The organism is Gordonia sp. (in: high G+C Gram-positive bacteria) (assembly GCF_012515855.1).
Classification (GTDB): domain Bacteria; phylum Actinomycetota; class Actinomycetes; order Mycobacteriales; family Mycobacteriaceae; genus Gordonia.
This window is the reverse complement of the sequence record NZ_JAAYXO010000113.1, coordinates 1-25,617: the sequence shown is the minus strand read 5'-3', so window position 1 is coordinate 25,617 and position 25,617 is coordinate 1. Positions and strand designations below refer to the sequence as shown.

Genomic DNA, 25,617 nt, shown 5'->3' with positions numbered 1-25,617 from the left:
GCGCGGTCGTCGACCACCACCACCAGCGCGCGCGGTGTCACGATTCCCTGAACCGCTGCCTCGGCTTCGTTCTCTACGGCCTCAAGCATTCATCAACCCTTCCTCGAACGGCGTCGGCGTTGCGCCGACAGACAGCCGGTACGCGCCCGCTCAGCTGGTGCCGAGCTTCACATCGACAGACTTGCTCTGCCCTCCCACGGAGTACGTGATCTTCACGGTATCGCCCGGGGCATGCGAACGGATAGAGGCCACGAGCGCGTCCGACGACGAGATCTTCCGGTCGTTGACCTGAGTGATCACCGCGCCCTCGGGAATACCCGCCTGCTTGGCAGCGCCGTTGTCGACCACGTTGACCACCTGTGCGCCCGGCACGTTGATGTCGGCGCTCGGCCGCACGTTGACGCCGAGGCTGGCCTGCTTGGCGGTGCCGCCGTCGCGAATGGCGTTGGCGATGCGCATGGCCTGGTCGACCGGGATCGCGAAGCCCAGGCCGATGCTGCCCGCGGTCTCCGACGATCCGTTCACCGTGGCGATGGCGGAGTTGATACCGATCAACGCGCCGTTCGCGTTCACCAGCGCGCCGCCGGAGTTGCCGGGGTTGATGGCGGCGTCGGTCTGGATCGCGTCCATCACCGACTCCACCGAACCGTCGGCGCCCGAGGTCGAGACCGGTCGGTTGAGCGAGCTGATGATGCCCGTGGTGACCGTGCCCTCGAGGCCGAGCGGCGAACCGATGGCGATGACCTCCTGGCCCACGGACAGATTGTTCGACGAGCCGACGGTGATCGGCTGCAGGCCGGTCTTCTCCGCCTGGATGACCGCGATGTCCGACGTCGGGTCGGTGCCGAGCACCTTGGCCGGCGCCCGGCTGCCGTCGTTGAAGCTGACCAGGATCCGATCGGCCGGACGGCCGCCGCCCGCGCTGATCACGTGATTGTTGGTGAGGATGACGCCGTCCTCGGAGAGGATGACGCCCGAGCCGGAACCGCTCTGCTGGCCGACGACCACGGTGATCGAGACCACCGACGGCAGCACCTTGGCCGCAGTGGCCTGCACCGACCCCGGCTCAGCCGGCGGCTGCTCGGTCATCGTGGGACCCGACGCGATCACCGACGACGACGAGTCGTCCGATCCGTTCGCCAGCCAGGCGCCGGTGGCGCCACCGATCCCGCCCGCGAGGAGACCGACCGCGGCCACGCCGACGAGCACCTTCTTACCGGTGTTGTTCTTGCGCGGCGGTGGTGTCCCGGGCATGGAGGTCGTCCCGGGCGCGCCCGCGTACGGCGGCTGGCCGCCGAAGGCCGGAAACTGTCCCGTGCCCGCCGGCGACTGGTACGGCGTCGTCGACGGCGCGGCCTGGAACTGGCCGGTGGAGCCGGGTGCGGCCGGCTGTCCGGGGTAGTTCGCGCCCGCCGGGTTGCCGGCGGGCGGGCCGTACGGGGTCGCGCGGAAGCCGCCGGTCGGGGGCTGGGAAGCACCGCTCGGAGAGGCGCCGGGCGCCTGTCGCCATTCATCGTTGCCGGGGTACTCGCCGTTCGTCATGGAATTCAGCGTATTGCACCTTTCTGTGAACTCCCCGAAGCCCCGGTGCCTGTCCCCTGCCCGGTTGCTGTCAACTCGCTGTGAACCCCGCCCGGTGACCGCGTCAGCGGCGGCCTCCTCAGCGGCGGACGACGATCGGATCGGGCTCGGTGTGGTGCGGCAGGCCCGGGAGGCGGAGACGGATCAGCGCTCCGCCCTCGTCGGACACGTCCGCAGACACCGAGCCGCCGATCCGGGTGATCACCTGGCGCACGATCGCCAAGCCGAGGCCGGAGCCCGGCATGGAGCGGGTGGAGTCGGCGCGGTAGAAGCGCTCGAACACCAGCTCGCGGTCTTCGGGCGGGATGCCCGGCCCGGCGTCGGCGACCGTCAGCTCGGCAGACGCCTGCCCCACCTGCTGCAGCCGGACGCGCACCGCGCGCCCGGGCGGGCTCCACTTGGCGGCGTTGTCGAGCACGTTCAGCACGGCTCGGGCCAGACCGTGCTCCTCGCCGAACACGAACCACGGCACCGTCTGCACGTCGAACTCGATGTCGGCGCGACGGCGTCGGACGCGCTCCAGAACCGAGTCGATGACCTCTTCCATGTCCACTTCCTGGTGGACGGCCTCCAGCGCGTCGTCGCGAGCCAGGTCGACGAGGTCGCCGACGAGCGTCGAGAGCTCTTCGATCTGGGCCATCACGTCCGAGCGCAGTTCCACCATGTCGGCGGCGGGCACGGGCGGCGCACCCGGCTCCGACGACGCGATCAGCAGCTCCAGATTGGTGCGCAGCGAGGTCAGCGGGGTCTTGAGCTCGTGCCCCGCATCGGCCACCAGGCGGGCCTGCTGATCGCGGGATTCGGCGAGCGCCCGCAGCATGGTGTTGAAGCTCTCGGTGAGCCGGGCGAGCTCGTCGTTGCCGGTCACCGGGATCGGCGTGAGGTCTTGGGTGCGGGCGACGCGCTCGGCCGCCGCCGTGAGCCGGGTGACCGGCCGCAGACCGGTGCGCGCCACGGCCGTGCCCGCGATCGCGGCGAACGCGACACCCGCGCCGCCGACCACGAACAGCACCGACGCCAGCCGGGCGAGCACCGCGTCGGTCCGGTCGAGCGACTGCGCCAGCACCAGCGTGCTGCCGTCGGTGAGCTTGCGGGCCAGCACCCGGTGGTTACCGGTGGTCCGCAGACTCTGGTTGAGCTTGCCGGGCGGGTTGGTGGAGTTCGCGACGTCGCGCTCGGGATCGCCGAACGGCACCTCGCCGACCATGATGGCGTGGCCGTTCGGCTCGACGAGGGCGATCGAGATGGTGGTCGAGAAGACCGTGCCCGCCACCAGCGCTTCGGGGCCTTCACTGAGGCGACCGAGCTTGGCGAGCGCGGTGAGGCCGTCGGCCCGGGCGACGAGCTGGGTGTCGACGTCGTTGTACATCGAGCGCGACACCACGAAGTAGGCCGCGCCGGCCATCACGACCGCCGACAACAGGACCACCGCGGAGGCGAGAAGCGCGACGCGACGTCGCAGCGACACCGCGCGGGTGAGGCGAAGAGGACTGCGCACTGAGTACTGGCTCCTACGGGGAAATAGCTCTTACGGGGTGCCCTCGCGGAGCACGTAGCCGACGCCGCGCACGGTGTGGATCAGCCGCGGCTCGCCGTCGGCCTCGGTCTTGCGTCGCAGGTAGCCGATGTAGACCTCGAGCGCGTTGCCCGAGGTCGGGAAGTCGTAACCCCAGACCTCTTCCAGGATCCGGCTGCGGGTGAGCACCCGCTTGGCGTTGGTCATCAGCATCTCCAGCAGCGCGAACTCGGTTCGCGTCAGGCTGATGTGGCGTTCGCCGCGCGTCACCTCGCGCGTCACCGGATCCAGACGCAGGTCGGCGAACTCGACGGCCTCCGACTCGTCTTCGTCCCGCGTGGTGCGACGCAGCAGCGACCGCAGTCGGGCCAACAGTTCCTCGAGCGCGAAGGGCTTCGGCAGGTAGTCGTCAGCACCGGCGTCGAGGCCACTGACCCGCTCGGACACCGAGTCGCGGGCGGTCAGCACCAGGATCGGGAGGTCGTCGCCCGCCGACCGGAGACGGCGACACACCTCGAGCCCGTCCAGGCGCGGCATCATCACGTCGAGGACCATCAGCTCGGGACGGTCGGCGATGACCTTCTCCAGGGCTTCGAGTCCGTCGCCCGCAGTGTCGACGGTGTAACCGTTGAAAGTCAGCGAGCGTCGCAGGGATTCACGGACCGCACGATCGTCGTCCACCACCAGGATGCGCATGCTTACATACTTAACCCCGCGGCTGAGATTCGAGTAAGCGAACACGCCGTTCCGGACTCAGCGGACCTGAGCGCAGCCCGCGTCGCCCGCGGAGTCAGCGCCGCCGTCGCCCCGCCGCCGACAGCATCTCGCCGACCTCGGTGAACTTGACGCGAGGTCGGCCCTCCCGCTCGCCGCGGGCTCGCTCCCGGCGATCGATCGCCGCGATTCCCCGGTACCCGACCGCCTTGCGCTGACGCCGCGCCAGCAGGTCGGCGAATGCATCGGGCGCCGCGGCGGCTCGGGGCAGGCCGGCTGCGGCGTCGTGGAGGAAGGCCTCCACCGTCTCGATGGCGTGCAACTTGTTGGCGCCGATGCCGCCCGTCGATCCACGCGCGGCCCAACCGACCACGTATGCCCCCGGAACCGCGACGCCGTCGGCGTCGAGCAGTCGGCCGTCGCGCACCGGAAACCGGCCGGACGAATGGTCAAAGGGCAGGCCGTCGATCGGTGCGGATCGGTAGCCGATGGAGCGCACCAGCAGATCCGCGGCGACGTCCCGGCGGTTCCCGGCCGCATTCACGGTCACCGATCGCAGCGCGCGGTCGCCGTGCGCCGACTCCGGCGCGGCGTTGAACACGAAGACGATGCGCCGGCGGTCGTGCGGAGGCGGCGACGACAGGTCCGGCAGGTCGTCGGCGGCAGCGTCGTGGACGATCACCTCGACGCCGGGGATCACCGACAGCGCGCGGAACTCGGCCGCGGTGTAGGCCGCCGTCTCGGGTCCGCGTCGACCGAGGAGCACCACCTCGTGGATGTCCTGGCGGCGAAGCAGTTCCAGCGCGCGGTCGGCGATGTCGGTGGCGGCGAGCAGTTCCGGCGGGGAGACCAGGATGCGGGCGACGTCGAGCGCTACGTTGCCGGTGCCGACGATCACCGCGCGGCCGCTGCCGTCGGCGGGGAGAACCGGGCCCGCCGCCCCCGGCACCGCGTTGTACCAGGCCACGAGGTCGGTGGCCGAGGTGCTGCCGGGCAGGTCCTCGCCCGCGATGCCGAGCGACCGCGACTGCGAGGCGCCGACCGCATAGAAGACGGCGTCGAAGTGGCGCGACAGCTCGTCCGGGGTGATCTGGCCGGCCGCGACGTCGCCGCCGATCTCGACGTTGGTCGCCATGCTCACTCGCGGGTCGCGGTAGAGGATGTCGAAGGTCTTCATGACGTCCTTGGTGCTGGGGTGGTCGGGCGCCACGCCCGCACGCACCAGGCCGCCGGGCGTCGGGAGCTTGTCGAAGACCGTCACCGACGCCTCGGTCCGGTCGAGCACCGTGCGCAGGGCGTAGCCGCCCGACGGTCCGGTGCCGACGATCGCCACCCGCAGATCCCGCGGCAGTCGTGGGATCACCGGGTACACCACGTCCGTCCATCCGGACGAGACGTCAGCGTTGTCGCGGTAGTACGCGGCATTGATCTCGATGAAGATCTGGTCGCGCTCGCCGAGCCGATCGGCGGGGAAGATCGCGTCGACCGGGCAGGCGTCGGCGCATGCGCCGCAGTCGATGCAGGCCTCCGGGTCGATGTGCAGGATGTCGGACGTGCCGAAACCCCGCTCCTCCGGCGTGGGATGGATGCAGTTGACCGGGCAGACCGAGACGCACCCGGCGTCGCTGCAGCAGGACTGGGTGATGACGAAGGGCACAGCAAGCCTTTCTGGCGGGATGGTGCGGCGACGCTCAGATCATGTGGGCCTTGCGGTACCACTTCATCGAGGCCTTGGTGAGCAGGCCGACCTCATCGAGGAACTCCATCAGGTGGGCGCAGCTGCTGCGGATCATCGAGTGGAAGTGGGCGTTCGCCTCGCGTTCGGCATAGGCGCGCGAACGGTCGAGCCCGGCGTCGGCGTAAGCCTGCGGCTGGATGAGGCTCGAGACGATCAGGTAGGCCCCGAGCGAGACCGCGAGGGCACTCGACTCCCGACGCACGCGGCCGATGCCCTGCATCGAGTCGCGGACCTGCTCGCGCGCGTACTTCATGTGGCGGGACTCTTCGAGCACGTGAATCTCGTTGACGGTCCGGATGAACGGGAGGACGCGGTCGTCGCGCATGCAGCCGCGCTGGAACACGTCGAGCACTTCTTCGGCGACCAGGATGCCCGCGTACGCGACCTCCTTCTTGGCGGCGAGCTTGAAGTACTTGCCCATCCGCGCCACCTTCGGATGCGGGTGGTACGACGTCCCGACCATCTTCTCCGAGGCCTTGGCGAACATCAGCGAGTGTCGGCACTCGTCGGCGATCTCGATCAGCGCGAACTGAAACTCGGCCGAGTGGTAGTCGCCGACGTACTGATCCTGAAGGACCATCTCCTGCAGGATCATCTCGAACCAGATCCCGATGTTCATGATCGACGCGAACTCGTGGCGGGTGAGCCGGATCCGCTGCTCTTCGGTCAGCTCGTTCCAGTAGTCCGTGCCGTACAGCGACGACCACTCCGGGCTGCACCCGTACTTGGTCGGGTCCATCGGCAGCGACCAGTCGATCTCGGTCATCGCGTTGCGGGAGAGTCGGGCTGCGGACTTCAGCAGGCGCTCGGAGACCTGTTCGGTGCCCTGATCGGTACGGCTGCGATCGTGCAGTCGGACCACGGTGTGGTCGGACTCGGGACGTTCCATCGCTGCAGTCATCGCTGACCCTCCGCTACACAGTTCCATCAAGCTTTGTAACAACAACTATTGTCACGGTAACACCGCCTTGCGACGTCGTAAACTGTCTGCAACTCTTACTACACAGTAACTTTGCTGCGAGAAGCATTCCCGCAGGTCACAGTCAGGAGCACCCATGCCTTCGATCTTCATCACCGGCGGAGCCGCAGGCATCGGCCTGGCGACCGCGAAGCGCTTCGCCGCCGAAGGATGGACCGTCGGCGTCTACGACGTCAGCGCCGAGGCACTGGCCGCCGTGTCGGCCGAGCACCCCGACTTCATCACCGGAGCCCTCGACGTGCGCGAGCCCGAGCAGTGGGCGCAGGCGCTCGCCGACTTCACCTCCCACACCGACGGACAGCTCGACGTTCTGGACAACAACGCGGGCATCCTGGTGGCCGGACAGCTGACCGAGATCACCCCCGCCGCCATCAAGGCGCAGATCGACATCGACGCCCTCGGCGTCACCTTCGGCGCGCAGGCCGCCCACCCCTACCTGAAGGCCACTCCCGGCGCCCACCTGGTGAACATCGCCTCGGCGTCGGCCATCTACGGCCAGCCCGGCATCGCCACCTACTCGGCGTCCAAGTTCTACGTCGCCGGGCTCACCGAGGCGCTCGAACTCGAATGGGCGCCCGACGACATCCGCGCCGTCTCCATCTGGCCGCTCTGGACCAAGACCGCACTGGCCGACAACGACGCGAAGTCCACCAAGACCCTCGGCGTCCGCATCACGCCCGAGCAGGTGGCCGACAAGGTCTGGGAGGCCGTCCACCCGACCGTCGCCGACCGCGCCCTGAGCCGCACCAGCTACTCGGTCGGCCTGCAGACCACCGTCCTCGGCAACGCCGCCAAGTTCATCCCCAACGTCCTGAACCGCACGGTGAACAAGCTGATCGCGCAGTAGCCGTCCGCGTCGTCCGCCGCCGTTCGCTCCCTACGACGACGCTCGCTCACCTCCGGAGGTGAGCGAGCGTCGTTTTCGTGAGCGAACGCGGGAACCGCTAGCGCGCGGCCTTCACCAAATCGGCGCACTTCTCGCCGACCATCATCACGGTGATGTTGGGGTTCACCGAGGTGTGCTCGGGGAAGATCGAGGCGTCGGCGACGCGGAGGCCGTCGACGCCCTTGACCCGCAGTTGCGCATCGACGGGGGCGTCGTCGGACGAGCCCATCGCGGCGGTGCCGACCGGGTGGTAGACGGTGTTGTGGGTGCGCATGATGTACTTCGCCAGTTCGGCGTCGCTGTTGTTGTCCGGACCGGGGAACAGTTCCCGACCGGCCCACTCGGCCATCGCGGGCTGCTTGACGATCTCCCGCGCGCGCCGGATGCCCTCGGTCATGATCCGCAGGTCGTAGCCCTCGGGATCGGTGAAGTACTTCGGGTCGACGAGCGGCTTGTCGCGGAAGTCGCGCGAGGCCAGGCGCACGGTGCCGCGCGAGCGCGCGTGCGTCACGTTGGGCGTCAGGCAGAAGGCGTTGTCGACGGTCGGGAACCCGCGTCGCACGGTGTGCATGTCGAACGGCACGCTGCCGTAATGCATCATCAGGTCCGGCCGGTCGAGGCCGGAGTCGACCATGTCGAAGATCCCGATCTCCCACCACTGCGTGGAGTCGGTGACCATCGGCTGCTTGGCCTCCCATGAGAGGACGCCCTCGGGGTGGTCCTGCAGATTGCTGCCGACGCCCGGCGAATCTAGCAGCACCTCGACGCCGCGACCGGCGAGATGCTCGGCCGGGCCGATGCCGGAGAGCATCAGCAGCTTCGGGGTGTCGATGGCACCGGTGGCCAGGACCAGCTCGCGACCGGCGCGGATGGTCTGGGTCTTGCCGAACTGGTTGTCGACCACCTCGACGCCGACGCAGCGCAGGCCCTCGACGATCAGCTTCTTGGCGCGCAGCCCGGTGAGGAGGGTGAAGTTCTCCCGGTCGACGATCGGGTGGATGTACGAGACCGACGACGACGACCGCGTGCCGTCGGTACGCGAGTTGATCTGGAAGAAGTTGGCGCCGGAGGTCACCGTGGTTCCGGTGTTGAACTTGACCGTCGGGATGCCGAACTCGCTCGCGGCCTCCAGCAGCGCGACGCCGCACGGGTCCACCGGCGGGACGTTCATCAGGTGCACGGGTCCGCTGTCGCCGTGGTGCGGCGCGTCGGGTCCGGCGTCCTCGTTGGTCTCCAACCGCTTGAGCACCGGCCACATCGCCTCGGCGTTCCAGCCGGTGGCGCCGAACTTGCTCTCCCACTCGTTCAGGTCTTCGGCAGGCGGCCAGAAGGCGATGCACGAGTTGTGCGACGAGCAGCCGCCGAGCACCTTCGCGCGCGCGTGGCGCATGAAGGAGTTGCCGTTGCGCTGCGGCTCGATCGGGTAGTCCCAGTCGTAGCCCGACTCCAACAGCTCCATCCAGCGGTTCAGCTGGAGCACCTCGGGGATGCCGCGATCGTCCGGGCCCGCCTCGATCAGCGCCACGGTGACCGACGGATCCTCCGACAACCGCGCGGCCGCCGCACACCCGCCGGAACCGCCGCCGACGACGACGTAATCGAACTCCCTGATCCCTGCCTCAGACACTGTGCTCATCAGCCTTCCTCGTGAGTCCGGTCGGCGAACCATCCGGTGACCGCCGGTGCGATGTTGTGATAGACGTGCTTGGCCTCGCGGTACTCGTCGAGTCCCGTGGGCCCCAGTTCCCGGCCGACGCCGGACTGGCCGAAGCCACCCCACTCCGCTTGCGGGAGGTACGGGTGGAAGTCGTTGATCCAGACGGTGCCGTGCCGCAGCCGGTTCGCGATCCGCTGGGCCTTGCCCGCGTCCTGCGTCCAGACGGCGCCGGCGAGACCGTAGACGGTGTCGTTGGCGATCCGGACGGCATCGTCCTCGTCGGTGAAGGTCTCGACGGTGACGACCGGCCCGAAGGCCTCGTCGACCACCACCGACATCCCCTGCCGCACGTTGTCGATGACGGTCGGCAGGTAGTAGAAGCCCGCGTCGAGGTCCGACTCCCCCGACCTGCCCGTCGCGAACTCGCCGCCGCAGCGCACGCGCGCGCCCTCGGCGACACCGGCCTGCACGTAGGCGTGCACCTTGTCGCGATGGGCCGCGGAGATCAGCGGACCGGTCTCGGCGGCGTCGTCGAACGGTCCGCCGAGGACGATGTGCCGGGCCCGCTCGACGAGGGCGTCGACGAACTTCTCGGCGATCGACTCCTGCACCACCAGCCGCGCGCCGGCCGAGCAGACCTGCCCGGAGTGGACGAAGGCCCCGTTGAGCGCGTTGTCGAGGGCGGCGTCGAAGTCTGCGTCGGCGAACACCACGTTCGGGTTCTTGCCGCCCAGCTCGAGGGCGACCTTCTTGACGGTGGCCGCGGCGCTGGCGGCCACCGCGCGGCCGGTCACCAGTCCGCCGGTGAACGAGACGAGGTCGACGTCCGGGTGCGACGACAGCGGCGCGCCTGCGCTCGCACCGGCACCGGTCACCAGGTTCGCGACGCCCGCGGGCACGCCGAGTTCGTGGAGCAGCGCCACCGTGAGGATGGCGGTGTGGGGTGTCAGCTCGGCGGGCTTGAGGACGAAGGTGCACCCGGCGGCGAGGGCGGGCGCGATCTTCCACGCGGCCTGCAGCAGCGGGTAGTTCCACGGGGTGATGAGCCCGCACACCCCGACCGGCTCGTACTGGATGCGGCTGACGACCTCGGCGGATCCGGCGTCCACCAGGCGGCCCGCGTCCTGCGCGCCGATGTGCGCGAAGTAGTCGAAACAGGCGGCGATGTCGTCCATGTCGAGGCGGGCTTCGACGATCCGCTTGCCGGTGTCGAGGGCTTCGGCGCGGGCCCATTCCTCGCGGCGTTCGCGGATGGTGGCCGCGACGCGACCGAGGATGTCGCAGCGCTCCTGGGTGGGCAGCGCGCTCCACTCGCCCGCATCGAACGCGCGGCGGGCGGCGGCGATGGCGCGCTCGGTGTCGGCGGCGGTCGCCTCACTCACGGTCGCCACCAGGTTCCCGTCGGCGGGACAGCGGATCTCCCGGGTGCCGCCGTCGGACGCGCCGACCCACTCGCCGTCGATGAACAGAGTTTCAGGATTCACGAATCGTCTCCTTATCGGACTGATCGTTAGCGGGGTCGGACTGATCGTTGGCGGGCAGCTCGATCACCGGCAGATCGCCGGTGCGCGGTTCTACCTCGTCGGTCTCGTCGACGAAGTCGGCCGACCAGTCGAGGGTCGCATCGGACTCGGTGTGCGACGACTCCGCGTCGCCGAGACTGTGCAGGTACTCGATGTGGCGCTCGTAGTGGTCGAGCACGTTGGAGCTGATCTGGGTCTTGGTGAACCCGTAGAGGTCGAAGCCCTCGCTGCCCTGCGCGGTGCAGACCTCCAACCGGAAGAAGGTGTCGGACACATCGGGATTCCGGCCGAACACCGGCGTCGGATGCGTGGTGGGGAACGCCTGGTAGTGGAAGGCCTTCTTGCCGTTGAAGTCGACGTCGAGGTGGTAGGCGTCGAGGTCGTAGGCGTCGACATGGGTGACGCCGACGGACGCCTCCATGCCCGACCGCACGAGTTCCTCGGCGACGTCTCGCAACGCCGGCGCGACCACCGCGTCGGTGAACTGGACGATGTCGTCGTGGTCCGGGTACCGCACCGCTCGCGCCACCCGCTGCCGCCAGTTGAGCGCGGTGCCGCCGGAGGCTCGGCTCGACAGTGCGCGGGTGATCGCGGTGCGCCGCGAGTCGACCCACAGCACTTCCACCTGGAAGGCGCGGAACAGGCCGAGCATCATCAACAGCACCACGACCGCGAACGGCAGGCCCATGATCACCGTGGCCTGCTGCAGTGTCGAGATGCCGCCGATCATCAGCATGGCGAGGGTCAGCAGACCGGTGGCGGCCGCCCAGAACATCCGCACCCACTTGGGGCCGTCGGACTCGTTGTCGGTGATGTGCGAGGTGAAGTGCGACATCACCAGGGCTCCGGAGTCGGCGCTGGTCACGTAGAACAGCAGGCCGGTGAAGGTGGCGATGACCACCAGGACCGGCGCGCCCGGGTACTCGTGGAGGAGGGCGTAGAAGGCGCGCTCGGGTTCGTTCATCGCCGTCTGCTCGAAGTCGGTGTTGCCGCCGCGCACGATCGCCAGCGCGCTGTTTCCGAAGATCGAGATCCACATCAGGATGAAGAGGAACGGGATGATCAACGTGCCGGTGACGAACTGCCGGATGGTGCGGCCGCGCGAGATACGTGCCAGGAACAGTCCGACGAACGGCGCCCACGCGATCCACCAGGCCCAGAAGAACAGCGTCCAGTCGGCCATCCACTGGTCAGGGTGGTCGTAGGCCATGGTGTCGAGCACCATGCCGGGGAACCGGGAGACGAAGTCGCCGGTGTTCTGCACCAGGCCGTTCATCAGGAACGTGGTGGCGCCGAAGATCAGGACGAACAGCATCAGGCCGACGGCGATGAGAACGTTGATCTGCGACAGCCGCTTGACGCCCTTGTCGACGCCCGAGACCGCGGAGAAGATTGCGATGCCGACAGCGAGTGCGATGAGGCCGGCCTGCGCCCAGGTGCTCTCGGCGATGCCGAAGAGATCTTCCAATCCCACGTTCAATTGGGCGACGCCGATGCCGAGGCTGGTGGCCAAGCCGAAGATCGCGCCGAGCAGGGCTGCGATGTCGACGCTGTCGCCGAGGATCCCGTTGACGCGATCGCCGAAGATCGGACGCAGCGCCGAGCGCAGGCTGAGCGGCTGGTTATAGCGGTACGCGAAGTAGGCCAGCGCCATCCCGATCAGGGCGTACAGGCCCCAGCCGATGAGTCCGTAGTGGAACAGCGTGTAGACCACAGACATGCGGGTGGCTTCGAGGGTGGCGCCGTCGCCGATCGGCGGTGCGGCGCGCTGGGTGATCGGCTCCGAGACCGAGAAGAACATCAGGTCGATGCCGATGCCCGCGGCGAAGAGCATCGCGGTCCAGGAGAACACGCTGTACGTCGGCTTGGAGTGGTCGGGGCCGAGCTTCACCCGCCCGACCTTCGACGCCGCGGCCCAGATGACGAAGGCCAGCACGCTGGCCGTCAGCAGGATGTAGAACCAGCCGAGTTCCCGCGCGACCCAGCCGACCGCCGTACCGATGATCCGGTCGGCGCTTTCTTGGTCCAGGAAAGCCCAGATGATGATGCCGATGATCCCGATGCTGGACCCGATGAACACCGTCTTGTTGACGCGTATCGGTCCGGTCCCGGAATCGGCAGATTTAGTAGTAGCAGCCACGATCACATCCCTGACGAGCTCTTGACAGTTACGCAACACTTCAGTTTCGAATTCAGCGTCACGGTACTGCGAAGACCGTCAGGTCACAGAGGCAGGTCTCGATCCGAGACCGCACCGTTATCAGATCTGGGTGGCGGCGAGCCGCTCTGAGGGCGTGAAGAAACGACTGTGACCGGCGATTACTCGCCGGTCACAGTCGTTGTTCGGTTAGCTTGCGCTAGCTCAGCGACGGTCGAGGTCGACCAGTCCGAGCTTCGCCGCCTTCACGAGACGACGGGGGATGCGCTGCACGACGCCGTCGATCTTTTCTTCCTGCAGGGCGACGTTGTCTGCCTTCCACTGCGAACGACGGCTACGGGTGTTGGCCCGCGACATCCGGCGCTTGGGTACTGCCATGGTTCCAGCCCTTCTCTACCTATGCGGGTGGGTTCGGGCGTGTAATCCCGACCCGCCTGACCCGCGGATCGCTTTGCCACCACGGCTAGCGACCGCGGCACACAACCTGAACAGATTAGCCGCCCGAGCCCACCTGACGCAAAACGCGTCAGCTGAGCACCTTGTGAAGCCGAGAAGACGACAGCAGCCGAGCAGCGGCGAGCCAGCGACGAACGACGACATCGCCGGAACGCCGAAACGAACGATCACGCTGGAACGCGACGGGGGTGCCGCCAAGAAACCAATCGCCGACCTCTCCGCAGGGACGAGGCGCTAGCCAAGGAGCGAGGACTGCGGAGGCGATTGGTTTCTTGGCGGCACCCCCGTCGCACGCACGCCCACACGACCACACGCACGACGAACCGCACGACCAACCACACGACGACCCGCACACGGCATAATCACACGACGTGTCAGGCGTAATCTCCGGTTTCACGGTCATCTTCTTGGTAGTCGCCCTCGGCTACCTCCTAGGCCGCACCGGAAGCTTGGGAGAACACGCCGCTTCCGTCCTGGCCCGCGTCGTCTTCTTCGTCTGCACCCCCGCTCTGCTGATCCATTCGCTGGCGACCAGCGACCTGTCGGTCATCTTCTCCCCCACGCTGGCGATCGCGTCGGCGTCAGCCGTGCTCGTCGGAGCGGCGTATGCGCTGATCGCGTGGCTGTGGTTGCACCGGGCGGTGCCGGAGATCGTGATCGGCGCGCTGTCGTCGTCGTACGTCAACAGCGTGAATCTCGGCTTGCCGATCGCGATCTTCGTGCTCGACGACGCGTCATTCATCGCGCCGCTGCTGCTGTTCCAGATCGTGTTCTACTCGCCGGTGGCGCTGACCGCGTTGGATCTGACGGCGCTGTCGGGGCCGCGGCGGACGTCGACGCTGAAGACCGTGACCACACCGCTGAAGAACCCGATTCTGGTGGGCGGCGTGGTGGGGCTGGCGATCTCGTTGATCGGTTGGACGCCTCCGCAGGCCGTGATGGAGCCCCTCGACATGCTGGGGCAGGCGTCGGTGCCGCTCGCATTGCTGACCTTCGGCCTCACGCTGACCGGTGTCGCGGTGTTCAAGAAGGGGCAGAGTCCGCGGCGCGACATCGCGCTGGCCTCGGTGATGAAGATGGCCGCGATGCCCGCGGTGGCGTTCGCACTGGCCAAGTGGGGATTCGGGATGTCCGGGCACGCGCTGTTCGCTCAGGTGGTGATCGCTGCGCTGCCGACCGCGCAGAACGTGCTGGTCTATGCGACGCGGTACCAGCGCGGCGAGGTGTTGTCGCGCGATTCCGCGCTGATCACCACCCTGCTGTCGATCCCGGTGATCGCGTTGATCGCCGCGACGCTGGCGTAGCGACCCGGTGTCAGGATCAGTCCTGGCATCGCCCGCCGAGGGCAATCTTCCCTCCAGCGTCGACCGTCGGACTGATCTTTGCAGCTTCTCGGGTTTACTGACCGTCAGCCGACCTCGGCCAGCACAGCGCGATGGTCGGCACCCGCGATGTGGTGCGAGGTGACCGCGGCCGCCGTGAGTCCGCGGACCACGACGTGATCGATGCCGACCACCGGCGGGTACGTCTTGTCCGTCGGATAGGTCGGGAGCCAGCCCGCCCCGGCGACCTCCCCCGCGTCGCGGTAGCCGTCGACGAGGAGCCGCCGATAGCGGGCGTGGTCGGTGGTGGCGTTGAAGTCGCCGAGCGCGATCACCGGACGCTCCGGTGCGACAGCAGCCATCGCGGTGCCGATCCGCGCCAACTCCTCCGCCCAGCCCGCGGACGTCGGCGGTACCGGGTGAACCACGAAGACCTGGACGTCACCGCGGCCGGGGACGTCGACGACCGCCGTCACGTTGGTCAACGCGAATCCGTCGAGCGCAGCCGCCGCCGAGAGCGGATACCGACTGTAGAGGGCGGTTCCACCGGCGAGCCGCCCCGTCCGCACGAACGAGTTCGGCAGGTCCGCGGCGATGGTCGACCGCGCGATACGGTCGGCGGCGTCGGGAGTCAGCTCCTGCACCGCCAGGATGTCGACGCGCTCAGAACGCACCAGGTCGGCAAGCTGTTCCACGTCGCCCTTGCCGAGCTGAATGTTCGAGGTGAGGGCGGTGATCGGATGCTCGGGCGGGTCGTCGTCGGACAGCACGAGCGGCGCCTGGACCGCGAGCCCGGCCACCAGCACGGCGACGGCAAGCCCCAGCGGCGCCCACGAGCGGACGGTCGCGAACGCGACCACGGCGACGACGCCTGCGCCCACCAGCACCAGCGGCGACACCGACGCCGCCGCGACGACGAGGGTGTGCGGCCACGACAGGTACCGGACGACGAGTGCGCCGACCGCGACGATCAGCGCGATGATTCCGAGTGCCAGGCCGACGCGCCGGCCGACCGGCCTCACCGCGGTCGACGCGCGCGCAGGTAGTCGCCGATCACGGCGGCCCCGAGGCCGTCGAGCTCCGGCGCCACCACCCGACCGCCGATCCGGCGGGCGATCTGATCGATGAATCGGGCCAGACCGGGGTCGTCGCCCAGCCGGAAGAAGGTGACCTGGGTGCCCATTCGCGACAGGTGGTCGAGTTCGGAGACCGTGAGGCCGATGGTCCGCGGGTGCGGCGGGTAGAAGAAGAAGTCTTCGCCGTTGGCTTCCAGGTGGGCGGTCGGCTCGCCGTCGGTGACGATGAGGACCACCGGCTGCGCGTTCGGGAACCGACGCAGGTGCCGCTGCGCCAGCAGCAGTCCGTGGTGCAGGTTGGTGCCCTGCTCCATCCGTGGCTCCAGGCCGGTCAGCTTCTCGACCGTGGTGTCGCGGGCGACGCGACCGAACTCGATGACGTGCAGTTCATCGGCGCGGAACCGCGTGGAGATCAGCTGGTTGAGGGCCAGCGCGGTCCGCTTCATGGGCGTCCAGCGGCCCTCCATCACCATGGAGAACGAGGTGTCGACCAGCAGCACCACCGCTGCCTGGGTGCGCGCCTCGGTCTCGATGACCTCGATGTCGCCGACGTCGATCTTGACGCCGGATCCCGCACGGAGGTCGGCCGCCGACGTCGGACTCTCAACGACGGTCCGCAGCACGGCGTTGGTGACGGTGCGGGTGACGTTCCACGGCTGGGTGTCGCCGAACTGCCATTCGCGACTGGAGCCGGTCGGTTCGCCGAGTCGGCCTGCCAGGTCGGTCTGCCGGTCGCCGCCGCGCGACGACAGCTGCTGGGCGATGTCGCGCAAGATGGCCTGCCCGAGTCTGCGCATCGCCTTCGGGCTCAGCCGCAGTTGGCCGTCTTGATTGCGGTCGAAGAAACCTTCTTCGCGCATCGCTCGGTCGAGTTCGGCGAGGGTGCGCGCATCGGCGGCGGCCTCGTCGCCCAGCTGCCGCGCGAGGGCGTCGAGGTCGATGTCCTCCAACTGCGCGCCCGCATAGCCCTGCGACAGCTGCTCGGCCAGGTTCTCCAGGTCGGCGATGTCGCGCAAGGCGGCGGCGCCCTCGCCGAGGCCCATCGGTTGGTCGCCGGAGAACCGCTGCCCGCCGTCCCAGTCGAGGTCGGGGCGGGCCTGCCGCAACGCGCTGTCCATCTGCGAGAGCTGCGACATCAGCTGCGGCGAACCGAAAGCCTGCGCCGACAGCTCGGCGAGCTCGGCCTGCTGCTCCGGGGTCAACGAGTTGAAGAACTGCTGCGCGGCGGCCGACCGCTGCGCCAGCGCGTCGACCAGCTCCTGCGTGTTCTCCGGGTTCTCGGGGAAGAACTCACCGTGCTTGTCCATGAACTCGTCGAACTGCTCGGTGGTGTCCTCACCCCGGTTGTGCGCGTCGAGGAGGGAGTTGAGGTCGTCGAGCATCTCCGAGATCCGTTGCCGGTCCTGCTCGGTGGCGCCCTCGAGGGCCTCCTTCATCCCGGCGAACCGCTGGTCGAGGGCCTCGCGGCCCAGGAGGTCGGAGATCTTCTCGTAGTCGGCCCGCGCCTCGGGGCTGCGCCAGTCGTAGTCGGCGAGTTCGCGGACGGCCTGTGCCGTCGATGCGGGCAGGTTCTCGATCTGCATCTCGGCGAAGCGTGCGTCGTCGTCGAGGTCGCGCGCGAGTTGCTTGCGTTCGTTGAGGACCGCGGAGTCGAGCAGTTCGCGGATCTCTTGGAAGGTGCCGTCGAGGTTGCGGTTGCGAAGCAGTTCGCGCCGACGTTTGTTGGCCATCTCCGCCAGGCGGTCGAGTCCGCGGGTGCTCTCGCTGCCGCGGCGCAGGAACTCGCGCAGTGCGCGGTCGGGCGAGGCCCCCGACATCACGTCGTCGCCGATGGCCTCGAGGGCTTCGCGGAGGTCGACCGGCGGCGCGAGGGGATCCGGCCCGCCGGTGTAGCGCCGGTACGCCGAGCGGTGGAAGCGCCGTCTGCTCATGGCCTAACCCGCGTCCTCGTCTTCTGCTCGCTCCACCAGGTAGGCGGTGCGGCCGTACTCGTCGGTGTCCTTGCCGATGCGACGTGCCAGGTACAGGCCTTCCAACGCGAATTCGGCGGCGCTGGCGCGCTCGGCGTCGTCGCTGACCTCAAGCCGCTGGGCCACCTCGTCGAGGACCTCGGCGACGGCGCCGTCGTCGCCCAGTGCCGTCAAGACGTCGGCGGCCGGGACGCGGTCGCCGGTGAGGACCTCCTCGCCGGCCTCCAATGCGGTGACCAGCGGCCGCATGTCGACTCCGCCGAGGTGAGCGCGGACGGTGTCGGCCACCGACTTGCGGAGCAGGAACTCGAGGATCTCCAGCTCGCGGCCTTCTTCGCCCGACTCGAACTCCACCTTGCCGCGCAGCACCTCGACCACCGATTCGAGGTCGACGGGTCGGGCGACGGCGAGTTCCTCGCCGGCCACCGCGGAGCGGTGCAGGGCGGCCGCGGCGACGGTCTCGGCGCCGGCGATCGAGAAGCGCGCGGACACGCCCGAGCGCTGGTCGATGGACGGGTGCTCGCGGGCGTATCGGGTGAACCGCGCGAGGACCTCGATCAGGTATGTCGGCACAGAGGCGACGAGGTCGGCCTCCTGCTCGATGACGTCCACTTCGTCGCCCAGATCGAGCGGGTAGTGGGTGCGGATCTCGGCACCGAAGCGGTCCTTCAGCGGGGTGATGATGCGACCGCGGTTGGTGTAGTCCTCGGGGTTGGCGCTGGCGGTGACGAGGACGTCGAGCGGCAGTCGGAGACTGTAGCCGCGAACCTGGATGTCGCGCTCCTCCATCACGTTCAACATCGACACCTGGATGCGCTCGGCCAGGTCGGGAAGCTCGTTGATCGCGATGATGCCGCGGTGCGACCGCGGGATGAGGCCGAAGGCGATGGTCTCCGGGTCGCCGAGGCTGCGGCCCTCCGCCACCTTCATCGGGTCGATGTCGCCGACGAGGTCGGCCACCGAGGTGTCCGGGGTCGCGAGCTTCTCGCGGTAGCGCTCGCTGCGGTGACGCCAGGCGATCGGGAGGTCGTCGCCGAGTTCCGCGGCGCGACGGATGGACGCGGGCAGGATCGGGCGGTAGGGATGCTCGTCCAGCTCGGATCCGTCGATCACCGGCGTCCACTCGTCGAGCAGGTTCACCAGGGTGCGCAGCAGACGGGTCTTGCCCTGGCCGCGCTCGCCGAGCATCACGACATCGTGACCGGCGATGAGGGCGCGCTCGAGCTGCGGGATCACCGTGTCGTCGAAGCCGACGATGCCTTCCCACGGGTCATCGCCCGCGCGCAGCGCGGTCAGCAGGTTGTTGCGAATCTCGTCGCGGATCTCGCGCTCGACGTGGTCGGAGGCGCGGAGTTCGCCGACGGTGCCGAGAGCCGGTGCAGGAGTGTCGATATCAGTGACAGCCACGGCTCCACGCTACCTGGATTGCGCCCGGGGCAGGTGAATCACGCCACGACTTGTCGGAGGCGAGAGTTAGTCTGTGGTCACCGCCTATCGAAGGAGTTCCGCCCATGGACTGGAACGCACTGGACACCTACGAGAACGGCTTGCGCTTCTTCACCGATGTGGTGAACGGCGTCCCTGACGACCGATGGCGGTCGGCGTCGCCCTGCGAGGGATGGACTGCCCTCGACGTGCTCGGCCACGTCGGCGAGGCGACGACCGTCGGCGCACAGATTCTGCGCGGCGACGAGCTGAACCTGGTCCGGCACGATCCCCCGTCGTCGATCGTCGAGGGCGACCCGTCCACGTGGTGGGCGGGCGCGGCGACCGATGCCGCCGAAGCCCTGCTGAACGCCACCGACCTCGACCGCGAGATCGACAGCCCGGCCGGTCGTCGGACGGTGCGCGACGGGTTGTCGTTCCCAGCGGTCGACCTGTTCATCCACGGCTGGGACATCGCGGCGGCCACCGGTCAGTCCGTCCGCTTTCCCACCGAGGCCGTCACCTTCATCCGCGGCGTCTTCGCGAACGTTCCGGAGGAGGCGACGCGACGACCCGGCGTGTTCGCCGCCGCCGTCGATGCCACCGCCGGCAGCGACGACACCGACCAGGTCCTCGCATTCGCCGGCCGCGACCCGCAGTGGGCGGCCGACTGACTCACGAACCCCGGATCGCGGCCGATGAAGGCTGCCAGGCGCACGACCGGGTCGGCGCCGTCGGGCGCAGGGAAGGCGGGACCGTACTGGCCCGACGACCGCAGCATCTCCTCGATGCCGCTCATCCCGGCGAGCAACCGTTCGGCGAAGGCACCGTCGAGGTCCGGGCGCCGACCGTCGGCCTGAGCAAGGTCCCAGGTGTGCATGAACACGTCTGCGGTGTAGAAGCGGTCGATCGCGTCGGCCAGCGGGAACGTCCCGATCTGCGGGTGGGTGAAGTCGTCGTCGCCGCGGTCGAACAGTCGCTGGACCGCGTCGGCGCGCTGCCTCCACGCCGCGGCGGGATCGTCGCCGATCTCCACCGACTCCAGGGTCACCCCGCCTGCGGCGAGGAATCCGGGGAACCAGTCGATGAGATGCGCCACCACGTCGCGCGCCGCCCACCCGTCGACCGGCGACGGCGCCGACCAGTCGGTGACGGCGTCCGCCTCCGCGGCGAAGTCCGCGGCGATCGCCCGGTGCCGATCGGCGGCGCTCAGGTCACTGAGTGCGGTCATGCCGACACACCCCCGGACGCGAGCAGGCGGTCGAGCTTGGCGTAGCCCTGGTCGACGCCGACCTCCATGCCCGACCGCAGCCAGGCGTCACGCGACTCGATCGAGTCGCACAGCGACTGCGCTTCCAGTCGGGTGCGACCATCGCCGAGGTCCACGAACCGCAGAGTTTCGAGCGAGACCTCGTCGGGCATGCCTTCGAAGGTGAAGGTCTGGACGATCAGCGCGTCGCTGACCGTGTGGAAGCAGCCGCGGAAGCTGAACTCCTGACCTTCGTGCTCGGAGACATAGCGCCACTCCCCGCCGCTGCGCGCATCCCAGACGATGGTGCGCGAGGTGATGGCGTCCGGCCCCACCCACCGCATGAAGAGGTCGGGGTCGAGGTGGGCTTTGGCGAGTTGCGCCGGGGTGGCCTGGAAGTCGCGGGTGACGCGAATGATCGGCAGCGTGGGGTCGGCTTCGATCGTGGCCTCGGCGTAGGTTTCGGTGTTCATGATGCATTCCCTTCGAGTCGAGTTCGGTTGGGGTCGGCGCCGTCCTGCGCATCAGCCATCTCGGCGAGCACCGCGTCGAGCCGCTGGTATCGGGCCTCTGCCTGACGCCGATACCGCTCAATCCACTTGGTCATCAGGTCGAAGACCTCCGCTTCGAGGTGCACCGGTCGACGTTGACCGTCGCGACTCCGCGAGACCAGGCCGGCTTCTTCGAGCACTTTGAGGTGCTTCGACACCGCTTGAACACTGACGTCGTAGGGCTCTGCCAGCTCGCCGACGGTCGCGTCGGCGGTCGTCAGCCGTGCGACGATGTCCCGTCGCGTCGGGTCCGCGAGTGCTGCGAAAGCGAGTGACAATGCGTCTGACATCCGACTTCCCTTTGTTCAACCAAATGGTTGATTATCAGTAGACGCCCCAAAGCCTCGATTGTCAACCGTTTGGTTAAATAACCCCGACCGGCACGTCGCCGCGCAGCGTGACGCGGTGCATCCGTCGGCGCTCGGTGTAGTCACGATTCGCGTAGTGCAGCGTCGAGCGGTTGTCCCAGAGCACGACGTCGCCGAGGCGCCACCGGTGCCGCACGATGTGCTCGGGCTTGGTGAGGTGTGCGTAGAACGCATCGAGCAGGCCCCGACTCTCCGCGTCCGAGACCCCCTCGATGTGCGAGGTGAATCCGGGGTTCACAAACAACGTCTTGCGGCCGGATTCCGGATGCACCCGCACCACGGGATGTCGGACGGGCTCGAGTTCGGTGACGCGGCGACCGTCCCAACTGTTACCCTCCCCGCCGCGGCGGTGCCGCAGGTAGTAGCCGAACTCGCGATTGCCGTCGTGCACGGCGACGAGTCCGTCGGCGAGTCGCTGCAGCGGCTCGGACAGCGAGCGGTAACCAGCCTCCCCGTCGGCCCAGCTGGTGTCGCCGCCGAGCCCGGGCAGGATGATCGGCCGCAGGATCGAAGCGGCCGGTGGTCGTGCCATGAAGGTGACGTCCGTGTGCCAGGTATCGGCGAACCCGTCGGCAGTGCTGTCGAGCGAGTAGACCTCGTCGGGCACGTCGCCGCTGTCCCACACCGGATGTCCGTAGGTCACCTCGCCGAGTCGTCGAGCGAAGTGGATCTGCTGCTCGTCGTCGAGGTTCTGCCCGCGCAGAATCAAGACCTTGTGGTCCACCAGGGCCGCCCGCAGCGCGGCGATCTGCACATCGTCGGCGAACATGACATCGACCCCCGACACCTCGGCGCCGATGGTCGGGCCGAGGCGCTCGAGAGTGAGAGCGGGGGTACGGTCGAGTGCGACGGTCACGGGGATTCTCCTTCACAGCGGTGCGTCGGACCCCTGATTCCTACGCCTGCCGCGGCGATCAGCCCAGGCTAAAACGCGCCGCGGATTTAACCCCGCCCGGCGGAATGCACCCCGTCGACGTAGTACCAACGACCGTCGACGCGGACGAAGTTGCTGCGCTCGTGCAGTTCGCCGCGACCCTCGGCGTCCCGATAGACGGCGGTGAACTCCACCTCGCCCTCTCGGTGAAACGGCGATCCGTCGACCGTGTCGTCGATCGTCAGATGCAGCCAGCGAGTGCCCGGATCGGGCGGGCACGACTGCGGCCTGGTGTCGGGATGCCAACTGGCCAGCAGATGCGATTCGTCGCCGAGCGCGAAAGCGGTGAACCGACTGCGCATCAGCGCCTCCGCCGTCGGCGCCGCCTTCCCTTGGCCGAGGCCGGTCAGGTAGCGGCCGCAGCACGCCGCGAGGGTCTCACCCGATCCGCACGGGCATCTCCGGTCGTCCATGCCGCTAACGGTACCGGTGCCGATTCGGCCCCACCCCTTGACAGCGTCGGCCAAACAGTTGCATGGTTAGTTAGTCGAGTAACTAACCAAGTAACGGAGGTGGCTGATGATCGACGACGGAAGACCGATCTTTCACCAGATCGCCGATCACCTCGCCGACTCGATCATCGACGGCACTCTGCCCGAGGAGTCGCGAGCGCCGTCGACCAACGAGTTGGCCGCGTTCTATCGGATCAATCCGGCGACGGCCGCCAAAGGCATCAACGTCCTCGTCGATCAGGGCGTTCTGTACAAGAAGCGCGGCGTCGGGATGTTCGTCTCCACCGGAGCCCGGGCGCTGCTGAGTCGGGGCAGACAAGAGGCCTTCGCCGATCGATACATCAGCCCGCTGCTCATCGAGGCGCGCAGGCTCCGCCTGACGACCGACGACGTCGTCGCCCTCATCCACGACCGTTCGACCACCATCGACCAACCGCCGAAAGGAGACCGGCCATGACCGGCTCACCCGCCATCAGCGCGCGAGGACTCACCAAGCGCTACGGATCGACCACCGCGCTCGACGACGTCACCTTCGACCTCCCCGCGAACACCATCTGCGGACTGTTCGGCCGCAACGGCGCAGGCAAGACCACCCTCATGTCGATCCTCACCGCGCAGAACTTCGCCACCGCCGGCGAGGCCCGCATCTTCGGCGAGGAGCCGTACGAGAACACCCGCGTCCTCCCCCGCATCTGCTTCGTCCGCGAGAGCCAGCGGTACCCGGAGGACTCCGTCGCCGTCCACGCGTTCGCGATGGCCCGACTGTTCTTCCCGAACTGGGATCAGGACTTCGCCGAGCGGCTGATCGCCGACTTCCGTCTCCCGATGAGCACGCGGATTCGCAAACTCTCGCGCGGCCAGGCCTCCGCGGTCGGGGTGATCATCGGACTCGCGTCGCGTGCCGAGGTGACCTTCTTCGACGAGCCCTACCTCGGCCTCGACGCCGTCGCCCGCCAGATCTTCTACGACCGCCTGCTCGAGGATTACACCGAGCACCCGCGGACCATCGTGCTGTCGAGCCACCTCATCGACGAGGTCGCCGATCTCATCGAACGGGTCCTGGTGGTCGACGAGGGCAAGTTGGTCCTCGACGACGACGCCGACGATCTTCGCGGCCGAGCGTTCACGGTCGTCGGACCGGAGCAGGCCGTCGATGCGCTGATCGGCGAGCGCGAGGAACTCCACCGCGACCACCTCGGGCCGATCGCCTCGGCAACGGTGATGGGGCAACTGACGCCCGCCGAGCACGAGGAGATGTCGCGCAGCGGACTCAGCACCACGCCCGTCTCACTCCAGGAGCTGATCGTTCGGCTCACCCAGCATGCCGACGCCGAGCGCGCCGCCACCTCGAAAGGAGCATGATCATGTCTCGCACCCTCAACGTCGTCCGGATGCAGTTGGTGAACCGAAAGATCTTCGTGTGGCTGCCGCTGATCATCTTCGGCGCGTCGTTCGCGATCTCGATGATCATCTACCTCGCGATCAACATCTCGGTGACCGACCTCGATGAGCCGATGTTCGGCGGCGGCTCGCAGGCCCCGCTCTGGTACTTCGCCGTCATCGGGATCCAGGCGCTGTCGATGACCTTTCCGTTCTCGCAGGCCATGAGCGTCACGCGGAGGGAGTTCTATGTCGGGACCACCCTCACCGCGATCGGCGCGTCGGCCCTCTTGGCCGTGATCTATCTGTTCGGCGGGCTGATCGAGAAAGCCACCGACGGCTGGGGCATCAACGGCTACTTCTTCGCCGTCCCGTGGATCTGGGACGACGGCGCGCTCCCCGCCACCTTGCTCTACTTCATGGCGCCGCTGCTGACCTTCACGATCGGCTTCTTCGCCGCGGCCATCTACAAGCGGTTCGGCATGCTGTGGCTGGTGCTGCTCGGTGTGAGCCTGGCCGCCGCCCTCGCCATCGCGATCCTCGGCATCAGCCTCGCTGGCGGTTGGCCGAGCATCGGATCGTGGTTCGTCGACCTGACCCCGCTGAAGGTCGCCCTCGGCGGCCTGGTCGCCGCGGCCGCCCTGTCGGGGCTGTCGTACCTGACGCTCCGCCGCGCCGTCCCGTAGGGGTCGAGTCGGCGAAGGCGGGTCCACGCTGGTCGAGTCGGCGAGTGAGCGCAGCGAACCCGCCACATATCGAGACCCCCGCACAAATCCACCGCAACCCAAGAATCCTGATCGATCTGCGCCCCCACAGGGCGCAGATCCATCACTTTCCGGACGCCCCGATCTCGATAGACCGATGCGGCTTCGCACGCCGCGGCACTCGATCACCGTGGAAAGCCCCCGCGCCGTAACAGCGAACCCACCGCCCCACGCCGGTCGAGTCGGCGAGTGAGCGCAGCGAACCCGCCAAATATCGAGACCCCCGCACAAATCTTCGTGAAAAGCCCCGCAGGCAGCGCCCTACGACACTCCCAGCCAGACGGCCAGGCCCAAGCCCGCGAGACCGATCGCGATGCGCAGGGGTTCGGCGGGGAGGCGGGCTACCAGGGGCGGACCCATCCATCCGCCCAGGAGGCAGCCGACGCCCATCGCGAGCGCGGCCGTCCAGTCGACGGGGCCGAAGAACATGAACGCCACTGCGGCGACCGCGTTCGCCACACCCAGCAGCGCCGACTTCAGCAGCACCGACTTCCACAGCGGCAGGTCGGTCAACAGCAGAGCCAGCGCGACGAAGATGACCCCGGCACCGGCCCCGAAATACCCGCCGTAGATCGAGACCACGAAGACTCCGACCGCCCAGAGGATCGGACGGTCGGACTCACGGTCCGCACCGCGGTCGATCACCCGTCGCAGCCAGGGTTGGGTCAGCATCGCGATGGCCGCCAGCGCGACCAGGTACGGCACCGCGTAGTCGAACGTGTCGGCCGGGGCCAGGAGGAGCAGCGCCGCGCCGACGGCTCCGCCGACAAGAGCGACGACCGCCGACTTAGCCAGCGAACGACCACCGTCGCCGCTGGTGAGTTCGCGGCCCGACTTCGCAAAGCTCCCGATACCACTCGCGACCAACGCCACCGTGTTGGTGACATTGGCCGCGAGCGGATTCAGGCCGAAGGCCAG

General features: G+C 68.4%; 23 protein-coding genes and 1 pseudogene. 6 read left to right on the top strand and 18 right to left on the bottom strand.

Annotated elements, in window-relative coordinates:
• Positions 1-150: 150 nt before the first annotated feature.
• From GX543_RS08310 to GX543_RS08290, 5 genes are all read right to left on the bottom strand, one after another.
• Positions 151-1,542, bottom strand: coding sequence for a trypsin-like peptidase domain-containing protein (locus GX543_RS08310; RefSeq protein ID WP_290851203.1), 1,392 nt, complete (start codon positions 1,540-1,542; stop codon positions 151-153).
• A 118-nt stretch (positions 1,543-1,660) separates the two neighbouring features.
• Complete coding sequence (locus tag GX543_RS08305; RefSeq protein ID WP_290851202.1) at positions 1,661-3,079, bottom strand: HAMP domain-containing sensor histidine kinase; 1,419 nt, start codon at positions 3,077-3,079, stop codon at positions 1,661-1,663.
• Between the two features lie 30 nt (positions 3,080-3,109).
• The gene (locus tag GX543_RS08300) at positions 3,110-3,793 is read right to left on the bottom strand and encodes a response regulator transcription factor (protein WP_290851201.1); all 684 of its coding nucleotides are present in this window, start codon (positions 3,791-3,793) and stop codon (positions 3,110-3,112) included.
• A gap of 94 nt (positions 3,794-3,887) precedes the next feature.
• Positions 3,888-5,468, bottom strand: a complete 1,581-nt coding sequence (locus tag GX543_RS08295; RefSeq protein ID WP_290851200.1) for a 4Fe-4S binding protein — start codon at positions 5,466-5,468, stop codon at positions 3,888-3,890.
• Between the two features lie 34 nt (positions 5,469-5,502).
• On the bottom strand, positions 5,503-6,450 hold the full coding sequence (locus GX543_RS08290) for a diiron oxygenase (RefSeq protein WP_290851199.1): 948 nt from the start codon (positions 6,448-6,450) through the stop codon (positions 5,503-5,505).
• Between the two features lie 154 nt (positions 6,451-6,604).
• Between GX543_RS08290 and GX543_RS08285 the strand changes: the two genes are divergently transcribed.
• Complete coding sequence (locus GX543_RS08285; RefSeq protein WP_290851197.1) at positions 6,605-7,375, top strand: SDR family oxidoreductase; 771 nt, start codon at positions 6,605-6,607, stop codon at positions 7,373-7,375.
• Positions 7,376-7,472: 97 nt separating this feature from the next.
• Here GX543_RS08285 and GX543_RS08280 read toward each other — a convergent pair whose 3' ends face one another.
• The 4 genes from GX543_RS08280 to rpmF all read right to left on the bottom strand — a co-directional run bounded on the left by GX543_RS08280 (position 7,473) and on the right by rpmF (position 13,130).
• Positions 7,473-9,050, bottom strand: coding sequence for a GMC family oxidoreductase N-terminal domain-containing protein (locus GX543_RS08280; RefSeq protein WP_290851195.1), 1,578 nt, complete (start codon positions 9,048-9,050; stop codon positions 7,473-7,475).
• The gene (locus GX543_RS08275; RefSeq protein ID WP_290851193.1) at positions 9,050-10,555 is read right to left on the bottom strand and encodes an aldehyde dehydrogenase family protein; all 1,506 of its coding nucleotides are present in this window, start codon (positions 10,553-10,555) and stop codon (positions 9,050-9,052) included. Before GX543_RS08275 ends, GX543_RS08280 begins: the two co-directional genes overlap by 1 nt.
• Positions 10,545-12,734: a choline BCCT transporter BetT gene (gene betT / locus GX543_RS08270; RefSeq protein ID WP_290851191.1), complete on the bottom strand. Its 2,190-nt coding sequence runs from the start codon at positions 12,732-12,734 to the stop codon at positions 10,545-10,547. The genes GX543_RS08275 and betT overlap by 11 nt, the downstream gene beginning before the upstream one ends.
• A gap of 222 nt (positions 12,735-12,956) precedes the next feature.
• Complete coding sequence (rpmF, locus tag GX543_RS08265; protein WP_290851189.1) at positions 12,957-13,130, bottom strand: 50S ribosomal protein L32; 174 nt, start codon at positions 13,128-13,130, stop codon at positions 12,957-12,959.
• Between the two features lie 449 nt (positions 13,131-13,579).
• Here rpmF and GX543_RS08260 point away from each other — a divergent pair, with 449 nt between their 5' ends.
• Positions 13,580-14,512: an AEC family transporter gene (locus GX543_RS08260; protein WP_290851187.1), complete on the top strand. Its 933-nt coding sequence runs from the start codon at positions 13,580-13,582 to the stop codon at positions 14,510-14,512.
• A 104-nt stretch (positions 14,513-14,616) separates the two neighbouring features.
• Here the strand turns inward: GX543_RS08260 and GX543_RS08255 are convergent, their stop codons facing one another.
• Genes GX543_RS08255 through GX543_RS08245 form a run of 3 tightly spaced genes read right to left on the bottom strand, consistent with a single transcriptional unit; the run spans position 14,617 to position 18,983 of the window.
• Positions 14,617-15,552, bottom strand: a complete 936-nt coding sequence (locus GX543_RS08255; RefSeq protein WP_290851185.1) for an endonuclease/exonuclease/phosphatase family protein — start codon at positions 15,550-15,552, stop codon at positions 14,617-14,619.
• Positions 15,549-17,537 carry a VWA domain-containing protein gene (locus GX543_RS08250; protein WP_290851184.1) on the bottom strand — a complete coding sequence of 663 codons (1,989 nt, stop codon included), beginning with the start codon at positions 17,535-17,537 and terminating at the stop codon, positions 15,549-15,551. The genes GX543_RS08255 and GX543_RS08250 overlap by 4 nt, the downstream gene beginning before the upstream one ends.
• A gap of 3 nt (positions 17,538-17,540) precedes the next feature.
• The gene (locus GX543_RS08245; protein ID WP_290851182.1) at positions 17,541-18,983 is read right to left on the bottom strand and encodes a magnesium chelatase; all 1,443 of its coding nucleotides are present in this window, start codon (positions 18,981-18,983) and stop codon (positions 17,541-17,543) included.
• 104 nt (positions 18,984-19,087) lie between these two features.
• Here GX543_RS08245 and GX543_RS08240 point away from each other — a divergent pair, with 104 nt between their 5' ends.
• On the top strand, positions 19,088-19,675 hold the full coding sequence (locus tag GX543_RS08240) for a TIGR03086 family metal-binding protein (protein WP_290851181.1): 588 nt from the start codon (positions 19,088-19,090) through the stop codon (positions 19,673-19,675).
• 5 nt (positions 19,676-19,680) lie between these two features.
• Here the strand turns inward: GX543_RS08240 and GX543_RS08235 are convergent.
• The 5 genes and pseudogenes from GX543_RS08235 to GX543_RS08215 form a co-directional block, all read right to left on the bottom strand.
• Positions 19,681-20,232: pseudogene (locus GX543_RS08235) on the bottom strand (maleylpyruvate isomerase N-terminal domain-containing protein); the annotation flags it as partial.
• Positions 20,229-20,723, bottom strand: coding sequence for an SRPBCC domain-containing protein (locus tag GX543_RS08230; protein ID WP_290851180.1), 495 nt, complete (start codon positions 20,721-20,723; stop codon positions 20,229-20,231). The pseudogene GX543_RS08235 and the gene GX543_RS08230, both read right to left, overlap by 4 nt.
• Positions 20,720-21,091, bottom strand: coding sequence for a metalloregulator ArsR/SmtB family transcription factor (locus tag GX543_RS08225; RefSeq protein ID WP_290851179.1), 372 nt, complete (start codon positions 21,089-21,091; stop codon positions 20,720-20,722). The genes GX543_RS08230 and GX543_RS08225 overlap by 4 nt, the downstream gene beginning before the upstream one ends.
• 73 nt (positions 21,092-21,164) lie before the next feature.
• Positions 21,165-22,025: a TauD/TfdA family dioxygenase gene (locus tag GX543_RS08220; RefSeq protein WP_290851177.1), complete on the bottom strand. Its 861-nt coding sequence runs from the start codon at positions 22,023-22,025 to the stop codon at positions 21,165-21,167.
• A gap of 86 nt (positions 22,026-22,111) precedes the next feature.
• On the bottom strand, positions 22,112-22,516 hold the full coding sequence (locus GX543_RS08215) for a YchJ family metal-binding protein (RefSeq protein ID WP_290851175.1): 405 nt from the start codon (positions 22,514-22,516) through the stop codon (positions 22,112-22,114).
• Between the two features lie 106 nt (positions 22,517-22,622).
• On the opposite strand from GX543_RS08215, the gene GX543_RS08210 reads away from it, so the two are divergent.
• From GX543_RS08210 to GX543_RS08200, 3 genes are read left to right on the top strand one after another with little or no spacing between them, the layout of a single operon-like run.
• The gene (locus GX543_RS08210) at positions 22,623-23,012 is read left to right on the top strand and encodes a GntR family transcriptional regulator (protein WP_290851174.1); all 390 of its coding nucleotides are present in this window, start codon (positions 22,623-22,625) and stop codon (positions 23,010-23,012) included.
• Positions 23,009-23,917: an ATP-binding cassette domain-containing protein gene (locus GX543_RS08205; RefSeq protein WP_290851172.1), complete on the top strand. Its 909-nt coding sequence runs from the start codon at positions 23,009-23,011 to the stop codon at positions 23,915-23,917. The genes GX543_RS08210 and GX543_RS08205 overlap by 4 nt, the downstream gene beginning before the upstream one ends.
• A gap of 2 nt (positions 23,918-23,919) precedes the next feature.
• Complete coding sequence (locus GX543_RS08200; RefSeq protein WP_290851171.1) at positions 23,920-24,621, top strand: hypothetical protein; 702 nt, start codon at positions 23,920-23,922, stop codon at positions 24,619-24,621.
• Positions 24,622-24,960: 339 nt separating this feature from the next.
• Here GX543_RS08200 and GX543_RS08195 read toward each other — a convergent pair.
• Positions 24,961-25,617 (bottom strand): sulfite exporter TauE/SafE family protein (locus GX543_RS08195; protein WP_290851170.1); only part of this gene is annotated, 657 nt, incomplete at its 5' end.

Excerpts from the sequence above, each read along its gene's own strand:
- GX543_RS08290 (WP_290851199.1), bottom strand. The coding sequence starts at position 6,450 with ATGACTGCAGCGATGGAACGTCCCGAGTCCGACCACACCGTGGTCCGA.
- GX543_RS08240 (WP_290851181.1), top strand. The coding sequence starts at position 19,088 with ATGGACTGGAACGCACTGGACACCTACGAGAACGGCTTGCGCTTCTTC.
- GX543_RS08310 (WP_290851203.1), bottom strand. The coding sequence starts at position 1,542 with ATGACGAACGGCGAGTACCCCGGCAACGATGAATGGCGACAGGCGCCC.
- GX543_RS08200 (WP_290851171.1), top strand. The coding sequence starts at position 23,920 with ATGTCTCGCACCCTCAACGTCGTCCGGATGCAGTTGGTGAACCGAAAG.
- GX543_RS08285 (WP_290851197.1), top strand. The coding sequence starts at position 6,605 with ATGCCTTCGATCTTCATCACCGGCGGAGCCGCAGGCATCGGCCTGGCG.
- GX543_RS08215 (WP_290851175.1), bottom strand. The coding sequence starts at position 22,516 with ATGGACGACCGGAGATGCCCGTGCGGATCGGGTGAGACCCTCGCGGCG.
- GX543_RS08225 (WP_290851179.1), bottom strand. The coding sequence starts at position 21,091 with ATGTCAGACGCATTGTCACTCGCTTTCGCAGCACTCGCGGACCCGACG.
- GX543_RS08205 (WP_290851172.1), top strand. The coding sequence starts at position 23,009 with ATGACCGGCTCACCCGCCATCAGCGCGCGAGGACTCACCAAGCGCTAC.
- GX543_RS08300 (WP_290851201.1), bottom strand. The coding sequence starts at position 3,793 with ATGCGCATCCTGGTGGTGGACGACGATCGTGCGGTCCGTGAATCCCTG.
- GX543_RS08250 (WP_290851184.1), bottom strand. The coding sequence starts at position 17,537 with ATGAGCAGACGGCGCTTCCACCGCTCGGCGTACCGGCGCTACACCGGC.
- GX543_RS08210 (WP_290851174.1), top strand. The coding sequence starts at position 22,623 with ATGATCGACGACGGAAGACCGATCTTTCACCAGATCGCCGATCACCTC.
- GX543_RS08280 (WP_290851195.1), bottom strand. The coding sequence starts at position 9,050 with ATGAGCACAGTGTCTGAGGCAGGGATCAGGGAGTTCGATTACGTCGTC.
- GX543_RS08230 (WP_290851180.1), bottom strand. The coding sequence starts at position 20,723 with ATGAACACCGAAACCTACGCCGAGGCCACGATCGAAGCCGACCCCACG.
- rpmF (WP_290851189.1), bottom strand. The coding sequence starts at position 13,130 with ATGGCAGTACCCAAGCGCCGGATGTCGCGGGCCAACACCCGTAGCCGT.